The organism is Streptomyces sp. NPDC018964 (genome assembly GCF_044390325.1).
In the GTDB taxonomy this organism is placed as follows: Bacteria; Actinomycetota; Actinomycetes; order Streptomycetales; family Streptomycetaceae; genus Streptomyces.
In genome coordinates this window covers 61412-78777 of sequence record NZ_JBIRYZ010000032.1, presented here as the reverse complement: position 1 = coordinate 78777, position 17366 = coordinate 61412, and the positions used below count along the sequence as shown (strand labels likewise).

Sequence of the window (17366 nt, the reverse complement as noted above, 5' to 3'; positions counted from 1 at the left end):
GAGAGCCCCTGACCCACCGACCGGAAACCTCACTCCGGCACCTGACACGCCTCCAGGACGCACAGGCCCACGCGAACCGCAACGAACGGGACTCCGAGACACTGCGCGAGGCCGTACGGTCCGGCAGGGTACGCGCCGGGAGCCCCTGACCCACCGACCGGAAACCTCACTCCGGCACCTGACACGCCTCCAGGACGCACAGGCCCACGCGAACCGCAACGAACGGGACTCCGAGACACTGCGCGAGGCCGTACGGTCCGGCAGGGTACGCGCCGGGAGCCCCTGACCCACCGACCGGAAACCTCACTCCGGCGCCTGGCGCATCTCCAGGACGCGCAGGCCCAGGGACTGGCAGCGGGCCAGCAGCCCGTACAGGTGCGCCTCGTCGACGACGTGCCCGAACAGCAGGGTCTGGCCGGACATCGTCACATGGTCGAGTTCCGGAAAAACCCTGATCAGCGGTTCCGAGAGATGTCCGTCGACACGGATCTCGTAGCGCATGAGCCGCTCCCCGGGTGGCCTGGGACAGGCGGGCCGTGCCCGTACCCTGCGATCGTCCGCCGCCGGGCGGCAGCCCGGCTCACCCCGTACAGGTGAGAGGCCCCCCGGCTCAGTGCTTCAGCCAGAGCTTGCAGGAGAGGATCACCAGGCCGAGCACGAGGTTCACCGCCGCCGACAGGGCCATCAGGCGCCGGCCGGCGCCGGCCCGGCGGGACGCCGCCACCGACCAGCCCACCTGCCCCGTCACGGCGACGGCCAGCGCGAACCACTGGGTGCCCTGCACGCCGAGGCCGAGCACGGGGCTGAGGGCCACGGCGGCGGCCGGCGGCACGGCGGCCTTGACGATCGTCCACTCCTCGCGGCACGCTCGCAGCACGACGTGCCGGTCGGGGGTGCGCTGCGCCAGCCGTGCCCCGAACAACTGCGCGTGCACGTGCGCGATCCAGAACACCCCACCGGTGAGCAACAGCAGCAGCACCATCTCCAGCCGCGGGAACGAGCCGAGGGTGCCGGCCCCGACGATCACCGAGGCCGCGAGCAGGGACCCGTAGACGCCGCCCGCGTAGTCGGCGTGCGCCCTGCGTTCGGCGGCGGGCATCAGGGCGCCCTCCGGCCGGTCACGTCCGGCCCGCCGGGCCGGGGGCGCTCGGGCGCGGGGCCCGGAAGCCGGGGCGTGACCAGGAAGCTCGCGAGGGTGATGCCGCCGGTGGCGAGGACCGCCGCCTTCAGGCCGTCGAGCTGCGCCGCCGCGTAGGAGTCCGTCACGGCGTCCACCTCGGACGGCGGCAGTCCGGCGCGGGTGGCCGCCGCGCGCACCTGGTCGGTGGGCACGAAGGTGACCCCGGCCTCCAGGGCGACGCCGACCTGCTGCCGGGCCTCCCGCGACAGCCGGGGGTCGTCCTCCACCTGCGTGGTGAAGGCGTGCGCCAGGGAGCCGACGAGCAGCGATCCGATGAGCGCGGTGCCGAGGGCCGAGCCCAGGTTCTGCGCGGTGTACTGGAGCCCGCCGGCCTCGCTGCGCTCCTCCTCGCCCGCGCCGGACTGGACGACGTTGCCGAGCTGGGAGGCGAACAGGCCCATGCCCACGCCGAGCAGGGCCATCGCCCCGGCGAAGTGCGCGTCGTCGATGACCGGGTCGATGGTGGCCAGCAGCCACAGGACGGCCGCCGCGACGGTGAGCAGGGCCAGCCGGACGACGCGGCGCGGTCCGACCGTGCGCCCCAGCCGGGCCGCGCCCAGCGAGGTCACCAGCATCGTCGCGGACACCGGCAGCAGCCTGAGCCCCGTCTCGAAGGCGTCGAAGCCCTGCACGACCTGGAGGTACAGCGGGATCGCGAAGAACAGTCCCAGCAGGATCAGGTTCTGGCTCACCAGCGACATCAGGCCGGAGCCCAGGGCGGGCCGGCGCAGCAGGGACAGGTGCACCAGCGGCTCGTCACCGCGCTCCTCCCGGTGCCGCTCCCACCGGTGGAAGAGCGCGAGGACGGCCACCCCGGCACCGATCACGAACAGCGTCGGCGCGAAACCGAGGACGGTGAAGGGCGGGTTGCGCGGCTCCACCCAGCCCCAGGTGCCGCTCTGCAGCACCCCGAGCACCCCGAGGGCCAGGCCCGCCGCGGAGAGCACGGCGCCGACGCCGTCCAGCCGGGGCCGCGCCCCGGTCCTCGGCGCCTCGGTGATCGCGCGGCGCAGGAGGAGGACGGCCAGGACGACCACGACCTCCCCCGCGAAGACCAGCCGCCAGGTGAGGTACGTCGTCACCCAGCCGCCCAGCAGGGGGCCCACGGCGATCCCGGCACCGGCCAGTCCGCCGACGACGCCGTACGCGACGGCCCGGTCGCGGCCCCGGTAGGACTCGGCGACGAGGGCCGCCATGGCGGGCAGCACCAGCGCAGCGCCGAGCCCCTCGATCACCGACCAGCCGAGGACCAGCACCCACAGGGTGGGCGCGACGGCGGTCAGGGCCGAGCCCGTGGCGTAGACGACGAGGCCGCCGAGGAAGACGCGCCGCCGGCCGAGGATGTCCCCCAGCCGCCCCCCGATGATCATGAAGGCCGCCATGACCAGCGCGTACAGGGTGATGACGGCCTGGATGGCGGTGACCTCGGTGTCGAAGTCGTCGACCAGTTGGCTGATGGAGACGTTCATGACCGAGGTGTCGAGGACCATCAGGAACTGCGCGGTCCCCAGGACGATCAGCGCCCGCCAGTGGGCCATGGCTTTCCCTTCGTCACAGCAGGCGTCACAGCAGGCCCAGTTCGCGGGCGCGACGCACCGCCTCGTTGCGGCGGTTGACGGACAGCTTCCGGTAGACGTTCTTGAGGTGGGTCTTGACCGTGTTCACCGACACGTACAGATCGGCCGCGATCTCCTCGGTGGACATCGCCAGGGCCAGCCGCCGCAGCACGTCGCGCTCGCGCCCGCTCAGCTCCTCCACGACCGGGGGCGGCGGCTCGTACGGGCGCGGGGGCGGCCCGGTGCCGGATGTGCGCCGGCCGGCCGACGGCGGGGCCGTGCCCAGGTGGCGCCGGAGCCACGGCCCGGCCTCGGCGAAGGGCCGGCGCAGCCGCTCCCGGCGCGCCTCCGCCAGCGCCCGCGCCACGAGTCTGCGCGCGGTCACGCCGTCCCCCGCCCGGTCCGCGGCCTGGGCCCGCACCAGCGTGGCCCGGACGGTCACGGCGGGTCCGGCGCGCCCCTCCGGACGCGCCCGGTCGAGCAGCCGTACGGCCGCGTCGGGCCCATCGGTGGCGAGCCGCACCCGTGCGGCCCCCACCGCGCAGGCCGGCTGCTCGTCGGGCACCTCCCGCAGCAGCCCGGCGGCCGTCTCCGTACGGCCCTCGGCGAGGTGGGCGGCGGCCGCGACGAGCGCCGTCTGCCCGCGCGCCCACGGCGAGACGGCGTCGGCGGGCACCTCCGGTTCCACCGCCTTGAGCGCGGCCCCCGGGTCGCCGCGCGCCAGGTGCAGGCGCGCGGCCGTCAGGGCGCGTCCGGCCTCCAGCACGGGATCCTGCAGCGCGGGGTGCGCCTCGGCCGAGGTGTCGAGCAGCGCCTGGGCCTGCCCCAGCTCGTCGCGCTCCACGGCGACGGCCGCCAGGACGAGCCGTCCCGCACCGGAGCCGACCGCCCGGGGCAGCCCGAACCGCTCCGTCTCGGCGAGGGCCTCGCGGGCCCTGCGTTCGGCCCGGCCGAGCCAGCCGTCCAGATGGTCGATCAGGGCGAGCCGGCCCAGCGAGTCCCCGCGCGGGAGCGCCGTGGCCGCTCCCGGCGCGGAGTCGGCCACCGTGGACAGGGCGGCCCGCGCCTCCTCGAAGCGCCCGGCCCACAGCCGCGCGGAACCGAGGTGGTCCAGCAGCAGCGCGATGAGTTCGGGATGCCGCTCCAGCAGCTCGCCGGGGACCGCCTCCCGCAGTTCCCCGGCCGCCCGCGCCGCGTCCTCCGCCCTCTCCGGCGCCCCGGCCAGCCGGGCGGCCAGCGCCTCCAGCAGCGCGCAGCTCAGCCGGGCCGTCGCCGCGTCCGCCGGGCCGTCGCACTCCGCGTACTCCGCCAGCTCGCGCCGCGCGCGGTGCAGGTGGGTCAGCCCGGCGTCCGTCTCGCGCCGGGCCAGCCGGTCGGCCGCCCGCACCAGTTCCGGGGCGGGTCCGGTGCTCTCCCGCCCCATGCGGGAGAACAGTCCGGTCAGCGCGTCGGAGCGCGGCCCGGTGAAGAACTGGCCGATGGCGAGGTCGCCGACCAGGGCGTCGGCGGTGAACTCCCAGTCGCCGGCGGCGGCCCCGTGCCCGAGCGCCTCCGTGAGGCGTCCGGACCTCCGCAGCCACGCGGCGGCCCGCCGGTGCAGCTCGGACTCCAGACCGGGCAGGCGCACCCGCAGATGGGCGCGGAGGATCTCGGCGAACAGGGGGTGGAGGCGGTACAGGCCGTGCCCGAGGTGCTCGACGAAGGCGTCGTCCCTGCTCAGCCGGGTCAGGACGGCCTCGGCGTCGTCGCGCCCGGTGAGCGCGTTCGTCAGGCCGGGGCAGAACCGGTCGAGCACGCTCACCCGCAGCAGCAGGTCCTGGGTCCCGGCGTCCTGCCGCTTGAGCACCTCGGCCAGCAGGAAGTCGGCGATCGCGCTCCGGTCCGCCTCGAACTCCTCGAGATACCCCTCCGGGTCCCGGCTCTGCCCCGCCGCCAGGGCGCACAGCCGCAGCCCGGCGGCCCACCCCCGGGTGCGCTCCACGAGCGCACCCACCGCGGCCGGGGGCAGCCGCAGCCCGTGCCGCTCCATCAGCTCGGCGGCCTCGTCCGGGGTGAAGGCCAGCTCGGCGCCCCTGATCTCCGTCAGCTCGCCCGCGGCCCGGTAGCGGTGCAGGGGCAGCAGCGGCTCGGTACGGGTGACGAGGACCAGCCGCAGCCCCGGCCCGGCGTGGTGCAGCACGAACTCCAGCTGCTCGGCGATCTCCGGGGCGGTGACCCGGTCGAACTCGTCGAGCACCAGGACCACGGGCCACTCCCGGCCGCTCAGCGTGGCGGCGAGCCGTGCCTGCAGGGCGGGACTCGCCCGGTTGGCGTCCGCCGGGAGCCCGATGCCGTCGGGCAGCGGGACGCCGACGGCATGCAGGGCGCGCAGCACGTACGCCCAGAACATCCCGGGCCCGTCCCCGGCCGCCTCGGTGGTGAACCAGGCGACCGGCAGCCCGCCGCCCAGCCGCTCCGCCCAGTCCGCCACGAGCAGGGTCTTCCCGGCCCCCGCGGCCCCGTTGACCATGGTCAACGGGGTCCGCAGCCCCTGGTCGAGGTGCCTGGTCAGCCGCTCCCGCCGCAGGTACGTCACCGGGCGCGTGGGCACGGCGAACCGGGTCCGCAGGAAGGGGTCCCCGTGTGGGTCGGCGAGGGGTTCCTCGGCGGACGAACCGTCGTCCTCAAGCCCGGTCATGGCGCTCACCGCCCTTGTTCGGCCGTGCCCCCTCCCAGCATCCCAGCACTGTGCCCGGAGGGCGCGCCGTGGCCGCCGCCTCGGCTAACGTCGCCGGTATGAACCGCCCTCCCGCCCTCGCCGAGACCCTCGCGCGCGGCACGGTCGTCCTCGACGGCGGCCTGTCCAACCAGCTCGCGGCGGCCGGTCACGACCTGAGCGACGAGCTGTGGTCGGCCCGGCTGCTGGCGGAGGCTCCGGAGGCGGTGACGGCGGCCCACCTCGCCTACTTCGAGGCGGGCGCGGACGTCGCCATCACGGCGAGCTACCAGGCGACGTTCGAGGGCTTCGCGCGGCGCGGGACCGGCCGGGAGGAGGCGGCCGGCCTGCTGGCCCTGAGCGTGGAGTGCGCCCGTACGGCGGCCCGGCGGGCCCGGGCGTCCCGCCCGCTGTGGGTGGCGGCCTCGGTCGGCCCGTACGGCGCGATGCTCGCGGACGGCTCGGAGTACCGAGGCCGGTACGGGCTGGGCGTGGCGGAACTGGAACGCTTCCACCGCCCGCGCATGGAGGTCCTGGCGGGGTCCGCCCCGGACGTGCTCGCGCTGGAGACGATCCCCGACACGGACGAGGCCCAGGCGCTGCTGCGCGCGCTGCGCGGCCTGGGCGTACCGGCCTGGCTGTCGTACTCGGCGTCCGGCGACCGCACCCGCGCCGGCCAGCCGCTGGAGGAGGCCTTCGCGCTGGCGGCGCGGGCGGACGAGGTGATCGCGGTCGGCGTGAACTGCTGCACCCCGCAGGACGCGGACCACGCCGTCGCCCTCGCCGCCCGCGTCACCGGCAAACCGGTCGTGGTCTACCCCAACAGCGGCGAGACGTGGGACGCCGGGGCGCGGGCGTGGACCGGGCGGTCGACGTTCAGTACCGAGCAGGTGAGGGGCTGGCGTGCGTCGGGGGCGCGACTGATCGGGGGGTGCTGCCGGGTGGGCCCGGAGACGATCGCGTCGGTGGCGTCGGTGCTGCGGGCGCCGCGGTGAGGAACTCGCATCACACGGCTTTCCCGGGGCGCCGCTCCGCCACGCCCCACGTGTCCGCGAGCGTGCCCACGAGCCCGCGCCCGCCCTCGTCGGGTTCGTGATCCTGTACGGCGGGGACACCGCCCCGCCGTCGTGCACCTCCACACGGACACTGTCGACATACGGCGGCAGCCGCGGCAGGGATCCCCGACCGGTCGGCACGCCGTGCGGCAGGGCGTTGGTGGCGAGTTCGCCGACGCACAGCAGTACGTCGTCGGTGCGGTCGCGCTGAGGCGGACCCGTCGGACGTCGACGGTCGGGCTCTCGACGGATATGACGACGTCCGGAGCTTCCTGCACCTGTGGTGAGGCCGTCCACGGGCGCGGTCAGGCGGCGTTCGTCCTGCTCACAACGGCAGCAAGACGCTTGTCGGGTACGTTCTCGTTCCGCCGGACGATGTAGCGGCGGATCATGCCGCCCCGGGCTTTGTGACCGGGATGACCGGTGCCGTCGAGGGTGAAGCGGCGCAGGGCCGTGAACTGGTCCTCGATTCGGTTCAGCCATGAGGAGTCGGTCGGGGTGCGGGCGATCTCGACGTTGTTCGCCTCGGCCCGGTCCGCGACGCGGCGGCAGCGCTTGGTGGTCAGGTGCGGTGAGCAGTTGTCGCAGACGATCGCGATGCGCACGTCGACCGGGTGGAGGCTGCGCAGGTAGCGGCAGAACTCCAGGAACTCGGAGCGGTTCCTGGTCTTCTTGATGCGGCCGTAGAGCTGGTCCTTGCCAAGGCCGTAGGCGGCGAACAGGTGCGATCCACGGCAGTCAGGGGCGCGGTGAGCGGGGCGGCTCGATCGTGGATTCGGGTAGACCCCAGCTGTTGAAGGTGTGGACGGTGGTGTTCCCCGTCCGTCCACCAGGACCGGATCGCCTTCAGACGTGTCGCAGCGGACCGGCGAGGTGGTCGACGGTGCGCGTGGAGAGCGGCGGACGGCACTGGTGGACGAACGGGCAGATGCCCTCGGCGTGTTCCTCGGTTCTCTTCGCGCGGTGCCCGACGGCTGCCGGGGGCACCGTGGTGACGTTCGTGCTGCTCCGTTCCGGGCTGCTCTTGCCTGGCTCGCCCTGAGCGCCGACGCCCGTCAGCGGGTACGTGGGACGTCGCCGTCCTGATCGACCGGGTGAAGCAGTTCGATGACACGTTCCTCGTACCGGAGGCGGGCCGGGGAGAAGTCGTACGGCATCTTGCCGATGGCCTTCATCGCGCTCATCCTCTCCTCGCCTTCCTCCTCACCGGCGTGCTCGTCCTCCTGGTCCAGGAGGTCGTCGAGGGCCTCGTCCAGGCCGGATCCGTCGATGGCGGCTCCCAGGGCGGTCTCATGAGTACACCGTTGGGCGGCCAGGTCTTCGATGCGGGGGTCGCCGGGGGACACGGTGTCGTCCAGGGCCGCCTCGGCCTCGGCCAAGCGGTCCTCCTCGGCCCGCAGTTCGGGGTGGGTGGCCAGGACGATGAACCGGTTGGCCTGGACGGCGGCGCCCAGGGGGCCGAATATACGCTCCGTGACCAGAAGAGTATCGAGATCGGCCGGGCGCAGGGCTCCGGGCGGCAGCTCCCGCAGACGGCCACTGACCAGCGGTGAGAGCAGGCCCAGGGGGCTGCCCACCTCGCGGAGGCGGTGCACCGCGGCCCGCTGGGATTCGATGGCGGCCGCCTTGGAGGCGAGGGACTCCTCCAGCCGGGCCAGGGACTGCTCGATGCCGGTGGCGCCCTCGAAGCCGTCCCGGATGGCGTCCAGGGAGATACCCGCGTCAGCCATCTTGCGGATCCACAGCAGGCGGATCATGTCGTCGTACCCGTAGCGGCGGCGGTCGTCGCTCCCGCGTTCCGGTTCGGCGAGGAGCCCGATGGCGTGGTAGTGGCGGACGGCGCGGGGTGTGGTCCCGGCGAACGCGGCGGCATCGCCGATCTTGACCCGGCGGGGAATCGCAGGAAGGGACATGCGGGGGAACCTCTCGACGTCGTGCTCACCGCCTACTGGACCACATGCCGTTACGACACGTGCAAACCCGCCGCCGCAGGCGCCCCGAGCTCCCGCGCCGTCAAGTGCCGTACGGATCGCCGCACGGGCGGAGAAAAGAAAAACCGGGAGAGGTGGGAACCCCTTCCTCCGGCCCCTCCGGTCCCGTACCGACCGGGAGTAGCTCCGCGAGGGGGAGGTCGCGCGGCCGAGCACCGCGGTGTGAACACCGTCCCTTTCCGGACGGCGGCCCCTCCTGGGTGAGAAAGCCCGTCAGGTCCCCCGTACATAGCTCCGGGCTGTGCGAATTCGCTGGTCGGCGGAGGACTTCGTACGGGATGCTTCATGCGTGACGGCGGTTCGGGGAATCCGTGCGCACCCGGAACTCGTGGAGCCTCTCAACCCGGTGCTCGCAGTGAGGACCGTTCTGAGCGGGGCGGCGATCCGAGCCGGTCAGGGACACGAGGGATGACGGGGAACACCACCATGGCCAGTGTTGTCGAGCTGACGTACTACCCCGTCAAGGGCTGCGCCGGGACGTCGGTGGGCGAGGCGTCGCTCACCCCCGCCGGGCTCGCGCACGACCGCACGTTCATGGTCGTCGGCGAGGAGGGAGTGGGACGGACCCAGCGCCGGGATCCCCGGCTGGCCCTGGTACGGCCCACGGTCGGCGACGGCGGCGAGCGGCTCACGCTGCGCGCGCCGGGCGTCGAACCGCTGGACCTCCGCGTGGACACGGCCGGGGCCCGGCGGAAGGTGGACCTGCTCGGGACGCTCCACCAGGGCATCGACCAGGGTGACGCGGCAGCCGAGTGGTTCACGGAGGTGCTCCGCGCGCCGAGCCGGCTCGTGCGCGTACCGCCGGAACACGACCGGGTGACCGACGGCCGGACCCCGGGCACCTCCGCCTACGCCGACAGCTGCGCCCTGCACGTCGTCTCCCGCGCCACCCTCGGCCTGCTCGACCGCAAGCTCGCCGAACGCGGCGTCCCGCCCCTGCCGATGAACCGTTTCCGGCCCAACATCGTGGTCGACGGCTGGGACGAACCGCACACCGAGGACCGCGCCCACCGCCTCCGCATCGGCGACACGGAGCTGGGCTACGCCAAGCTCGCCATCCGCTGTGCCGTCACCATGGTCGATCAGGGGACCGGGGCGAAGGCCGGCCCGGAGCCGCTGCGCACCCTCGCCGGGTACCGGCGGGCCGCCGGGGGCGGTGTCGCCTACGGGACCAAGTACGCCGTGGTCCGCACCGGCACCCTGTCCGTCGGCGACGCCGTGGACGTCACCTCGTGGGGTGCGTCCGAGCTCTGAGGCACGGTGAGTGAGCGGGCTCCTCGGCGACCACCGGTCCGAGGACACGAGGGTCGCCGGTCCTCTCCCGGAGCGCGGCTTCCAGGCGGTCGCGGGCCTCGGTCTGGGCGGCGATGCGTGCGTCGAGGACCGCCAGGCGTTCCCGCGCGACCTTCAGGCCCTTGTCCGAGGGCGGTGCGGCGGCCACGTCGCCGTCCAGACAGGGCAGGAACACGCGTACGTCGTCCAGGGTGAGCCCGGCGGCCAGCAGGTACCGGATGTTGTGGACCCGTACGACGGCCCGCTCCTCGTAGAGGCGGTAGCCGTTGGCGGCCCGTTCGGAGGAGATCAGCCCGGCCTGCTCGTAGTGCCGCAGCGCACGGGCGGTCGCCCCGGTCGCCTTGGCCAGTTCACCGATCCGCACCCGTCCCACCCCCTCCGGGTCACTCCTATCACGCCACGACCGCTCCGCCGTCGACCGGGAGCACCACTCCGGTGACGAACGAGGCGGCCGGTGCGGCGAGTCGGGTGATCGCCCAGGCCACCTCCTCGGGGCGGCCGACGCGGGCCAGCGGGGTGTGCGCCAGCTGCCACTCCCGCACCGCGGCCCTCCGTTCCGGCGTCAGGCCCTGGTGCTCGCCGATGGGGGTGTCGATCGCTCCGGGGGCGACCGCCACGACCCGGACGCCGCGGGGTGCCAGCTCGACCGCCCAGCTGCGGGTGAGCAGTTCCAGGGCGGTCTTGGTCGCCGCGTAGACCGCGTTGCCCGGCCAGGCCCGCTGGCCCACCGAGGTGCTGACGTTGACGATCACTCCGCCCGACGCCTCCAGGTGCGGCAGCGCGGCCTGGGCCAGCAGGACGGGGGCGACGAGGTTGGTGTCGAGCTGAGCCGTGATCGTCTCCGGCGTCAGCGTGCCGAGGGCGCCGCCGCGCACGATGCCGGCGTTGTTGACCAGCACGTCCAGTCGGCCGTGTGTCTCCACCACGGTCCGGACGATCCGTTCGGGCCCGCCCTCGGCGGTGATGTCGGCGGGCAGGGGCGTGATCCGGTCGTGACCGGCCGCGGTCTGCGTGAGGGGGTCGCTTCGCCGTCCGACGGCGATCACGTGCGCCCCTTCGGCGGCGAAGGCACGGGCGGTGGCCCGGCCGATGCCGGTGCCGGCTCCGGTGACGACGACGGTCCTGCTGCTGTGCGCTGCGGTGCTGTTCATGCCGGCCATCGTGCGACCCTGCCGCCAGTGTCAAGGTCAACGCTTCCCCGGGGACGAGGGCCGGGACGGGCCGGCCCGTTCCTCGCTTCCCCCGCTCCCGGGCAGGCGGCGCCCCGGAGTCCCGGGCCCCCGCGGGCCGGACCCGTTCGGCCCGCGCCCGGGTCAGGTGCGGCGCGGTGCGCCGCTGTGGCGCAGGCGGCGGATGACCGAGCGGAGTTCGGGGGGCGTGGCGGGTTCGGGGCCTGCGGGGGCGTCCGTGGTCCACAGGGCGAGTTCGCGGTCCCGGGGGCCGTGTTCGACGTGCGGGTCGCCGTCGCCGTACACCTGCACCGGGTGGTGGGTGTCCCAGCGCTCCCAGCCGGGTGAGCCGTCCGTGACGAAGCGCACCCACGCCCCGTGCATCGCGTCGGCCAGGTCCTGCGGGGCGCCCTCGCCCGCGAGTCTGCGGGCGGCGGGCTCGTCGCCGCTGTCGAAGACGAAGCCGAGTTCCAGGGCGTGGCAGGCGCCCATGCCGGGGCGGCGGGAGGGCCAGGCGAACTCGTAGACGTAGGAAGGGTCCCGGCGGCCGTCGGCGAGGCGGTGCAGGGGGATGCGGAGCAGGTGGTCGGTGACCAGCTGGCCGACGAGTTCCGCGGTGCCGGCGTCCGGGCGCAGGGCGCGGTAGCCGCGCGGGACCTCGCTGCCGCAGCGGCAGCGGGCCATCGCGCCGGCGAGGGCGACCGCGCCGAGGCGGTCGACGCGTTCGACCAGGCCGCCGGGGACGAGCCAGAGGCGGTACTCGTCGCGGGTCCAGCCGGTCAGCAGCTCCACGCCGGGGGCCGCGCCGTCGGTGAGCGCCTCCAGGGGGTCGCGCGGGACCAGGTCGCCGTCGGTGACGATGCCGAAGGCGGGGCCACCGAGTATCGGGCTGCTGAGGCGGCCGATGTCGGCCTGGACGCGGAGGAGCAGGTCGCGGTCGACGGCGGCGAAGGCCTCGGCGGTGGCGGGGATCTTCAGGCGGTTCGCCATGCGGCGGACCATGCGGCGCACCTTGGTGCGGTCGGTGGTCTCCGGCGGGCCGCTCTGCAGGACGGCCCGGCGGACCAGCCCCTGGGCCTGCGGGGCGGCGAGGAGCGCGCCCGTGCTGATCGCTCCGGCGGACTGGCCGCCGAGGGTGATGCGGTCCGGGTCGCCGCCGAAGGCCCCGATCGACGCGTGGACCCAGTGCAGCGCGGCGAGCTGGTCGCGCAGGCCGGGGTTGGCGGGGGCATCCGGGAAGAGGCCGTAGCCCTCGACGCCGAGGCGGTAGTTGACCGACACGAACACCACGCCGTCGCGGGCGAAGGCGTGGCCGTCGTAGACGGGGACGGCCGAGGAACCCCTGGTCAGGGCGCCGCCGTGGAGCCAGATGAGGACGGGGAGGCGGGCGCCGGGGGCGGGGTCGGGGGTCCACACGTTGAGGTTGAGGCAGTCGTCGCCGGGGACGTCCGGGTCGGAGAGGTACTGGGCGAAGGCCTCCGAGTACGGGGGCTTGGGAGCCGTCGGTCCGAAGGCGGCGGCCTCCCGTACGCCGTCCCAGCGGTCCGGGGGGACCGGCGGGCGGAAGCGGCGGGGGCCGAAGGGGGGTGCCGCGTAGGGGATGCCCCGGAAGACGGCCACGTTCCGCTCCCAGCGGCCGCGCACGGCTCCGTACGGGGTTCTGGTCACGGGGTCGCCCCGGTCCACTGCCGTCATTCGCCCACCAGCCCTTCACCGTGCCGTGCCGTGTCGTGCCGTGTCACGTCGCGCACCGGACGGACCCGCCGGTGACACGGGAGCGCCACGACGTCCTTCGGTATTCCCGGTACGCGTGAGGGTTCTTCCCGCTCCGGTGTGCCGGATCTACAGTAGGAAGCGCTTTCTATTCGGAGAGGTGGGTACTCGTGGTCCGTGCGGGGAGTGCCGGCGTGACGGCCGGGCCGACGCTGGCGGTGGTGGCCCGTGAGGCGGGGGTGTCGGTGCCGACCGCGTCCAAGGTGGTCAACGGCCGCGAGGACGTGGCGCCCGAGACCCGCCGCCGCGTCACCGAGGCACTGGACCGGCTCGGTTACATCAGGAGACCCCGGTTCGACGGCGGGAGGGCGACGCGTCTGGTGGACCTCGTGGTCCACTCGCTGGAGACCTCCGGGTCGGGCGCGGTGCTGCACGGCGCGGAGGAGGCGGCGGACGACGCGGGGCTCGAGCTCGTCGTCTCGGCGGCCCTGACGCGGAGCCGCGCGGAGCGGCCGGAACGTCCGGAACGGCCGGAGCGGGGCTGGCTGGACAAACTCGTCCTGCGGGGATCGTCGGGGGTGCTGTTCCACCTGGCGGAGCTGAGCGACCCGCAGTACGCGTGGCTCAGGCAGCACCGCATCCCGTTCGTGATGATCGACCCGGTGCTCGAACCGCCGCCGGACGCCGTCTCGGTCGGGGCGGCGGACTGGCGGGGCGGGGTGACGGCGACCGAGCACCTGCTGGCCCTGGGGCACGAGCGCATCGCGGTCGTCGCCGGTCACCGGCACACGCTGTGCGCCGACGCGCGGATCGCCGGCTACCGCTCGGCCCTCGCGGCGGCGGGCGTGCGGCACCACCCCGAGTACGTCCGGCACGCCGGCTCCGGTGAGGACGCGGCCAGCCGCCAGGTGCGCGAACTCCTCGACCTGCCCGAGCCGCCCACGGCCGTCTTCGTCTGCGCGGACCGGATGGCGCTGGGCGTCTACGAGGCCCTGGCCGAGCGGGGGCTGCGCGTGCCGGACGACATGAGCGTGGTCGGCTACGACGACCTGCCCGAGGCCCGCTGGCTCACCCCGGCCCTGACGACGGTCCGCCAGCCCCTGTCCGAGATGGCGGCGACGGCCCTGCGGCTGCTGCTGCGCATGATGGACGGCCACCGCCCTGAGAGCACCCGTACGGAACTGTCGACCCGGCTGGTGGAACGCGCCAGCACGGCGCCTCCCGGACCCCGTCCGGGCGGTCACGGCTGACGGGACGGCACCACCCTCCGGCACGGACACACCCCGACGTCCGGCCACCTCCAGGGGGCCCGGCTCCCGGGAGGCGGCCGGGCGGGGTCGGAGGGCGGCGTCCCGCGCGGTACGGCGTGACGCAGTTCACGACGGCATGCGGCCCGATCTTGGAATGCGCGGCTCGCCGTTCTTGCTCCACTCCTTATGGGCTTCCCCTGTCCCGGGGTGCGCGGGGCAATGGCGCTCAGCGCGACCGGCCACGAGAGCCGGGGCGACCTCGGTCCTTCCCCTCCCTCGATCCGGCCCGCTGTCTTCGAAAGGTTTCCCCGCACCATGCCACTGGCTCTGCTGGCCCTCGCCGTCGTCGCGTTCGGTCTCGGCACGACCGAGTTCGCCACCATGGGGCTGCTGCCCCAGATCGCCGACGGGGTCGGCGTCTCCGTGCCGGACGCCGGCAACCTCGTCTCGGCCTACGCGCTCGGCGTCGTCGTCGGCGCCCCCGTGCTGACGGGCATCGGGGCGCGCGTGCCCCACAAGCGGCTGCTGCTGCTCCTGTCCGGGCTGTTCGTGGTCGGCAACGTCGCGTCCGCGCTCGCCCCCACCTACGGCCTCCTCTTCGGCGCGCGCTTCCTGACGGGGCTGCCGCACGGGGCGCTGTTCGGCGTGGGCGCCGTCGTGGCCTCCCGGCTGGTCGCCCCCGAGCGGGCCGCGCGCGCCGTCTCGAAGATGTTCCTCGGACTCACCGTCGCGAACATCGTCGGCGTCCCGGCCGGCACGGCCCTGGGCCAGCAGCTGGGCTGGCGGTCGGCCTTCCTCGCGATCGCCGTCATCGGTCTCGCCGCCCTCGCCGCGCTGGCCCTCTTCGTCCCCCACCAGCCCCGCGGCGGTCAGTCCGGCATCCGGCACGAGCTGCGGGCGATGGGCAACCGGCAGGTCGCGATCGGCCTGGCCGTCGCCGTGGTGGGATTCGGCGGCTTCTTCGCCGTCTACAGCTACCTGGTGCCCATCCTGACGAACGTGACGGGCATCTCCGAGTCCTCGACCACCCTGGTCCTCGCGCTCTACGGCGTCGGCATGACGCTCGGCACGCTGGTCGCGGGCCCGCTCACGGACCGCGCCCTGCGCCCGACGCTGTACGCGGGACTCGCCCTGCTCGCCGCGTCGCTGGTGGCGTTCTCCTTCACCGTCCACAGCACCTGGGCCGCCCTGGTGACGATCACCTTCATCGGCGCGCTGGGCTCCCTCATCACCACGCCCGTCCAGATGCTGCTCATGGCCAAGGCGAAGGACGCCCCGACGATGGCGGCGGCCTCCAACCACTCCGCCTTCAACCTGGCCAACGCGGGCGGCGCCTGGCTCGGCGGGCTGGCCCTCTCGGCGGGCTGGGGCTGGACCTCCCCCGCCCTGGTCGGCGCCGTCCTCGCCGTGGCCGGTCTCGGCCTCGCCCTCACGGGCGGCCTCCTGAACCGGGACGGCGGCCGCTCCGAGGTGATCACCTCGTCCGGCGCCGGTGCCCCGGCGGAGGCCGGTCAGGTCACGGCGGCCCACCGCCCGCACTGACCTACCCGATCGCCCCGGCCGCCCAGGTGATCCCGCCGCGCAGGTGGGCGCGGAAGGCGGGGTCGTCGTAGGCCTCGGCGGCGTGGCCGAGGGCGGTGTAGAAGACGCGGCCGGCGCCCTGCTCGCGGCACCAGGCCAGCGGGTGGTCCTCGCCCATGCCGCCGCCGTCGTACGACGACTCGTCGGCGCGGAGCAGGACCCGCACCGATCCGCGGGGATTGGTGCGGAAGTCGTACCACTCGTCGGTGAACTCCCAGACGGCGGGCAGGTGCCGGGTCGCCGGGTGGTCGTGGTCCTCGGTCAGGGCGCGGCCCGGCTGGAAGGCGGGGTGCCGGTCGAAGCGGGCGCCGAGGAGTTCGCCGTAGTACGGCCAGTCGTACTCCGTGCAGGCGGCGGCGTGCACCCCGGCGAACCCGCCGCCCGCCTCGACGTACGCGGCGAGCCGCCGCCTCCCGGCCGGGGTGAGCACCTCGCCGCTGGTGGAGAGGAAGACGACGACGGCGTAGCGGTCGAGCGGTTCCTCGAAGGCGGCCGGGTCCTCGGTGGCGTCGACGGTGAAGTCGCCGAGGGCGCGCAGGGCGGCGACGCCCGCGGGGATGGAGTCGTGCCGGTAGTCGGTGGTGCGGGTGTACACGAGGAGCGCGGGGCGTGCGGGGGCGGTCATGGGCGGGAGCCTATGCGGCGGGTGCCGGCACCTCGGTACCGGGCGGGCGTCGCGGTCCTCCAGAATGTGCGGATGTTCGACAACCGGGTCACCTACCGCATGGCGGACGGCGTACGCGTCCCCGGGACGTGGCGGCACGTCTTCGTCCGCAACAGGGGCTACCACCTGACCGACCTGTTCGTCTACGCGGACGGGCTCGTCGACTGCTGGGGGCTGGTCACCCTGGAGGAGTTCGAGGAGGAGCTGCGCGGCGGACGGGTGGCGACCGCGCTGCCCGAGGGCGGCCGGGCGTTCGCCCACGAGCTGGCCGAGTGGGAGTTCGGCGAGCCGCGCACGTGGCTCACCCCCGAAGCGCTGATGGGCGAGGTACGCGACACCGTCGACCGGCTCAACGGGCGCCCGGACTCCACGGACCGCTGCCTGGCCGCCGTCGACGCGTTCCTGGCCGACCGGACCGAGGGGAAACGGGCCGCCGCCCGTGACGCCTACTTCGCGATTCCCGAGACACGGCGCCCCTACGCGCTGGGCGACCCGCACGAGAAGGACCGGCCGTTGTGGATCCTGGTGCACGGGCCCGACGGGTCCGGCGGCCGGCGGCCGGACGAGGGGATCACACGGGAGGAGTACGAGGAGGCGCTCGCCTACTTCGAGGAAGAGGCGCGGGAGAGGGCCGGACGGCGCGCATCCGTCCCGGCCGACGGACCGGTGAGCGCCGTCGCCCCCGCGGTCCACCTCCACCAGAGCCACACACCCGAGCCGCTGGACGACCCCGGCACGAGGGCCCTGCGCAACGACTACCCGGCCCCCGTCACCGTCGACGGGACCACCTTCCCCACGGTCGCCCACGCCTACTGGGCCCTGTCCACCGCCGACCCCGCCGTCCGGGAAGCGGTCGCCGGGGCGGGGAACGCCTTCGCCGCACACCGTCTGGCGGCCGCCGCCGGCCCGCGCGAGGGGTGGGAGCAGGCCCGCACGGCCGTGATGACCCGCCTGCTGCGGGCCAAGTACGCCCAGCATCCGGACCTGGCCCGCGTCCTGCTGTCCACGGGCGACGCCACGCTCGTCTACGACGACGTCGAGTCGGGCTTCTGGGGCGACAACGGCGGGCGCGGCCGGAACTGGACGGGCCGCCTGCTGGAACTGGTCCGCTCCGAACTGCACGCCGGACGGGCGGGCTGCCTGCCCGGGGCGTGAGCGTCGCCCGGCGGATGTCCGTTTCCTTCAAGACCGGGCCGGCGGGGCGGCCCTACGGTGGGCC

15 protein-coding genes and 2 pseudogenes are annotated in these 17366 nt (G+C 74.6%); 5 read left to right on the top strand and 12 right to left on the bottom strand.

Features of this window, described 5'->3' with window-relative positions:
• Positions 1-303: 303 nt before the first annotated feature.
• The 4 genes from ACH5AO_RS34120 to ACH5AO_RS34105 all read right to left on the bottom strand — a co-directional run bounded on the left by ACH5AO_RS34120 (position 304) and on the right by ACH5AO_RS34105 (position 5413).
• Positions 304-501, bottom strand: coding sequence for a hypothetical protein (locus tag ACH5AO_RS34120; RefSeq protein WP_398931547.1), 198 nt, complete (start codon positions 499-501; stop codon positions 304-306).
• A gap of 109 nt (positions 502-610) precedes the next feature.
• Entirely contained in the window at positions 611-1099 is a 489-nt protein-coding gene (locus tag ACH5AO_RS34115) for a hypothetical protein (protein WP_398931545.1), read from the bottom strand.
• A complete protein-coding gene (locus tag ACH5AO_RS34110; RefSeq protein ID WP_398931543.1) occupies positions 1099-2718 on the bottom strand; it encodes an MFS transporter in 1620 nt (539 codons plus the stop codon). Before ACH5AO_RS34110 ends, ACH5AO_RS34115 begins: the two co-directional genes overlap by 1 nt.
• Positions 2719-2743: 25 nt before the next feature.
• On the bottom strand, positions 2744-5413 hold the full coding sequence (locus ACH5AO_RS34105; RefSeq protein ID WP_398931541.1) for a LuxR C-terminal-related transcriptional regulator: 2670 nt from the start codon (positions 5411-5413) through the stop codon (positions 2744-2746).
• A 98-nt stretch (positions 5414-5511) separates the two neighbouring features.
• Between ACH5AO_RS34105 and mmuM the strand changes: the two genes are divergently transcribed.
• Positions 5512-6426 carry a homocysteine S-methyltransferase gene (gene mmuM / locus ACH5AO_RS34100; protein WP_398931539.1) on the top strand — a complete coding sequence of 305 codons (915 nt, stop codon included), beginning with the start codon at positions 5512-5514 and terminating at the stop codon, positions 6424-6426.
• 10 nt (positions 6427-6436) lie between these two features.
• Here mmuM and ACH5AO_RS34095 read toward each other — a convergent pair.
• From ACH5AO_RS34095 to ACH5AO_RS34080, 4 genes and pseudogenes are all read right to left on the bottom strand, one after another.
• Positions 6437-6795, bottom strand: a pseudogene (locus tag ACH5AO_RS34095) (ATP-binding protein).
• Positions 6792-7274 (bottom strand): annotated as a pseudogene (locus ACH5AO_RS34090) (transposase); the annotation flags it as partial. The pseudogenes ACH5AO_RS34095 and ACH5AO_RS34090, both read right to left, overlap by 4 nt.
• A gap of 58 nt (positions 7275-7332) precedes the next feature.
• Positions 7333-7473, bottom strand: coding sequence for a hypothetical protein (locus ACH5AO_RS34085; protein ID WP_398931538.1), 141 nt, complete (start codon positions 7471-7473; stop codon positions 7333-7335).
• 68 nt (positions 7474-7541) lie between these two features.
• Entirely contained in the window at positions 7542-8399 is an 858-nt protein-coding gene (locus ACH5AO_RS34080; protein WP_398931536.1) for a MerR family transcriptional regulator, read from the bottom strand.
• A 504-nt stretch (positions 8400-8903) separates the two neighbouring features.
• Here ACH5AO_RS34080 and ACH5AO_RS34075 point away from each other — a divergent pair.
• Entirely contained in the window at positions 8904-9731 is an 828-nt protein-coding gene (locus ACH5AO_RS34075; RefSeq protein WP_398931534.1) for an MOSC domain-containing protein, read from the top strand.
• Here ACH5AO_RS34075 and ACH5AO_RS34070 read toward each other — a convergent pair.
• The 3 genes from ACH5AO_RS34070 to ACH5AO_RS34060 form a co-directional block, all read right to left on the bottom strand.
• Complete coding sequence (locus ACH5AO_RS34070) at positions 9703-10134, bottom strand: MerR family transcriptional regulator (RefSeq protein WP_398931532.1); 432 nt, start codon at positions 10132-10134, stop codon at positions 9703-9705. The genes ACH5AO_RS34075 and ACH5AO_RS34070 overlap by 29 nt on opposite strands.
• A 28-nt stretch (positions 10135-10162) precedes the next feature.
• Positions 10163-10930 carry an SDR family NAD(P)-dependent oxidoreductase gene (locus tag ACH5AO_RS34065; RefSeq protein WP_398931530.1) on the bottom strand — a complete coding sequence of 256 codons (768 nt, stop codon included), beginning with the start codon at positions 10928-10930 and terminating at the stop codon, positions 10163-10165.
• 153 nt (positions 10931-11083) lie between these two features.
• Complete coding sequence (locus ACH5AO_RS34060; protein ID WP_398931528.1) at positions 11084-12634, bottom strand: carboxylesterase/lipase family protein; 1551 nt, start codon at positions 12632-12634, stop codon at positions 11084-11086.
• A 188-nt stretch (positions 12635-12822) separates the two neighbouring features.
• Between ACH5AO_RS34060 and ACH5AO_RS34055 the strand changes: the two genes are divergently transcribed.
• Together ACH5AO_RS34055 and ACH5AO_RS34050 are read left to right on the top strand one after the other, a co-directional pair.
• Complete coding sequence (locus tag ACH5AO_RS34055; protein WP_398931526.1) at positions 12823-13902, top strand: LacI family DNA-binding transcriptional regulator; 1080 nt, start codon at positions 12823-12825, stop codon at positions 13900-13902.
• A 315-nt stretch (positions 13903-14217) separates the two neighbouring features.
• On the top strand, positions 14218-15444 hold the full coding sequence (locus tag ACH5AO_RS34050) for an MFS transporter (protein WP_398931524.1): 1227 nt from the start codon (positions 14218-14220) through the stop codon (positions 15442-15444).
• 1 nt (position 15445) lies between these two features.
• Here ACH5AO_RS34050 and ACH5AO_RS34045 read toward each other — a convergent pair whose 3' ends face one another.
• Positions 15446-16108: a ThuA domain-containing protein gene (locus ACH5AO_RS34045; RefSeq protein WP_398931522.1), complete on the bottom strand. Its 663-nt coding sequence runs from the start codon at positions 16106-16108 to the stop codon at positions 15446-15448.
• Between the two features lie 72 nt (positions 16109-16180).
• Between ACH5AO_RS34045 and ACH5AO_RS34040 the strand changes: the two genes are divergently transcribed.
• On the top strand, positions 16181-17302 hold the full coding sequence (locus ACH5AO_RS34040; protein WP_398931520.1) for an NADAR family protein: 1122 nt from the start codon (positions 16181-16183) through the stop codon (positions 17300-17302).
• Positions 17303-17366: the final 64 nt, after the last annotated feature.

Coding starts and splice junctions, on each gene's coding strand:
- ACH5AO_RS34105 (WP_398931541.1), bottom strand. CDS start 5,413: ATGACCGGGCTTGAGGACGACGGTTCGTCCGCCGAGGAACCCCTCGCC.
- ACH5AO_RS34080 (WP_398931536.1), bottom strand. CDS start 8,399: ATGTCCCTTCCTGCGATTCCCCGCCGGGTCAAGATCGGCGATGCCGCC.
- ACH5AO_RS34040 (WP_398931520.1), top strand. CDS start 16,181: ATGTTCGACAACCGGGTCACCTACCGCATGGCGGACGGCGTACGCGTC.
- ACH5AO_RS34110 (WP_398931543.1), bottom strand. CDS start 2,718: ATGGCCCACTGGCGGGCGCTGATCGTCCTGGGGACCGCGCAGTTCCTG.
- ACH5AO_RS34065 (WP_398931530.1), bottom strand. CDS start 10,930: ATGGCCGGCATGAACAGCACCGCAGCGCACAGCAGCAGGACCGTCGTC.
- mmuM (WP_398931539.1), top strand. CDS start 5,512: ATGAACCGCCCTCCCGCCCTCGCCGAGACCCTCGCGCGCGGCACGGTC.
- ACH5AO_RS34045 (WP_398931522.1), bottom strand. CDS start 16,108: ATGACCGCCCCCGCACGCCCCGCGCTCCTCGTGTACACCCGCACCACC.
- ACH5AO_RS34060 (WP_398931528.1), bottom strand. CDS start 12,634: ATGACGGCAGTGGACCGGGGCGACCCCGTGACCAGAACCCCGTACGGA.
- ACH5AO_RS34115 (WP_398931545.1), bottom strand. CDS start 1,099: ATGCCCGCCGCCGAACGCAGGGCGCACGCCGACTACGCGGGCGGCGTC.
- ACH5AO_RS34075 (WP_398931534.1), top strand. CDS start 8,904: ATGGCCAGTGTTGTCGAGCTGACGTACTACCCCGTCAAGGGCTGCGCC.
- ACH5AO_RS34120 (WP_398931547.1), bottom strand. CDS start 501: ATGCGCTACGAGATCCGTGTCGACGGACATCTCTCGGAACCGCTGATC.
- ACH5AO_RS34050 (WP_398931524.1), top strand. CDS start 14,218: ATGCCACTGGCTCTGCTGGCCCTCGCCGTCGTCGCGTTCGGTCTCGGC.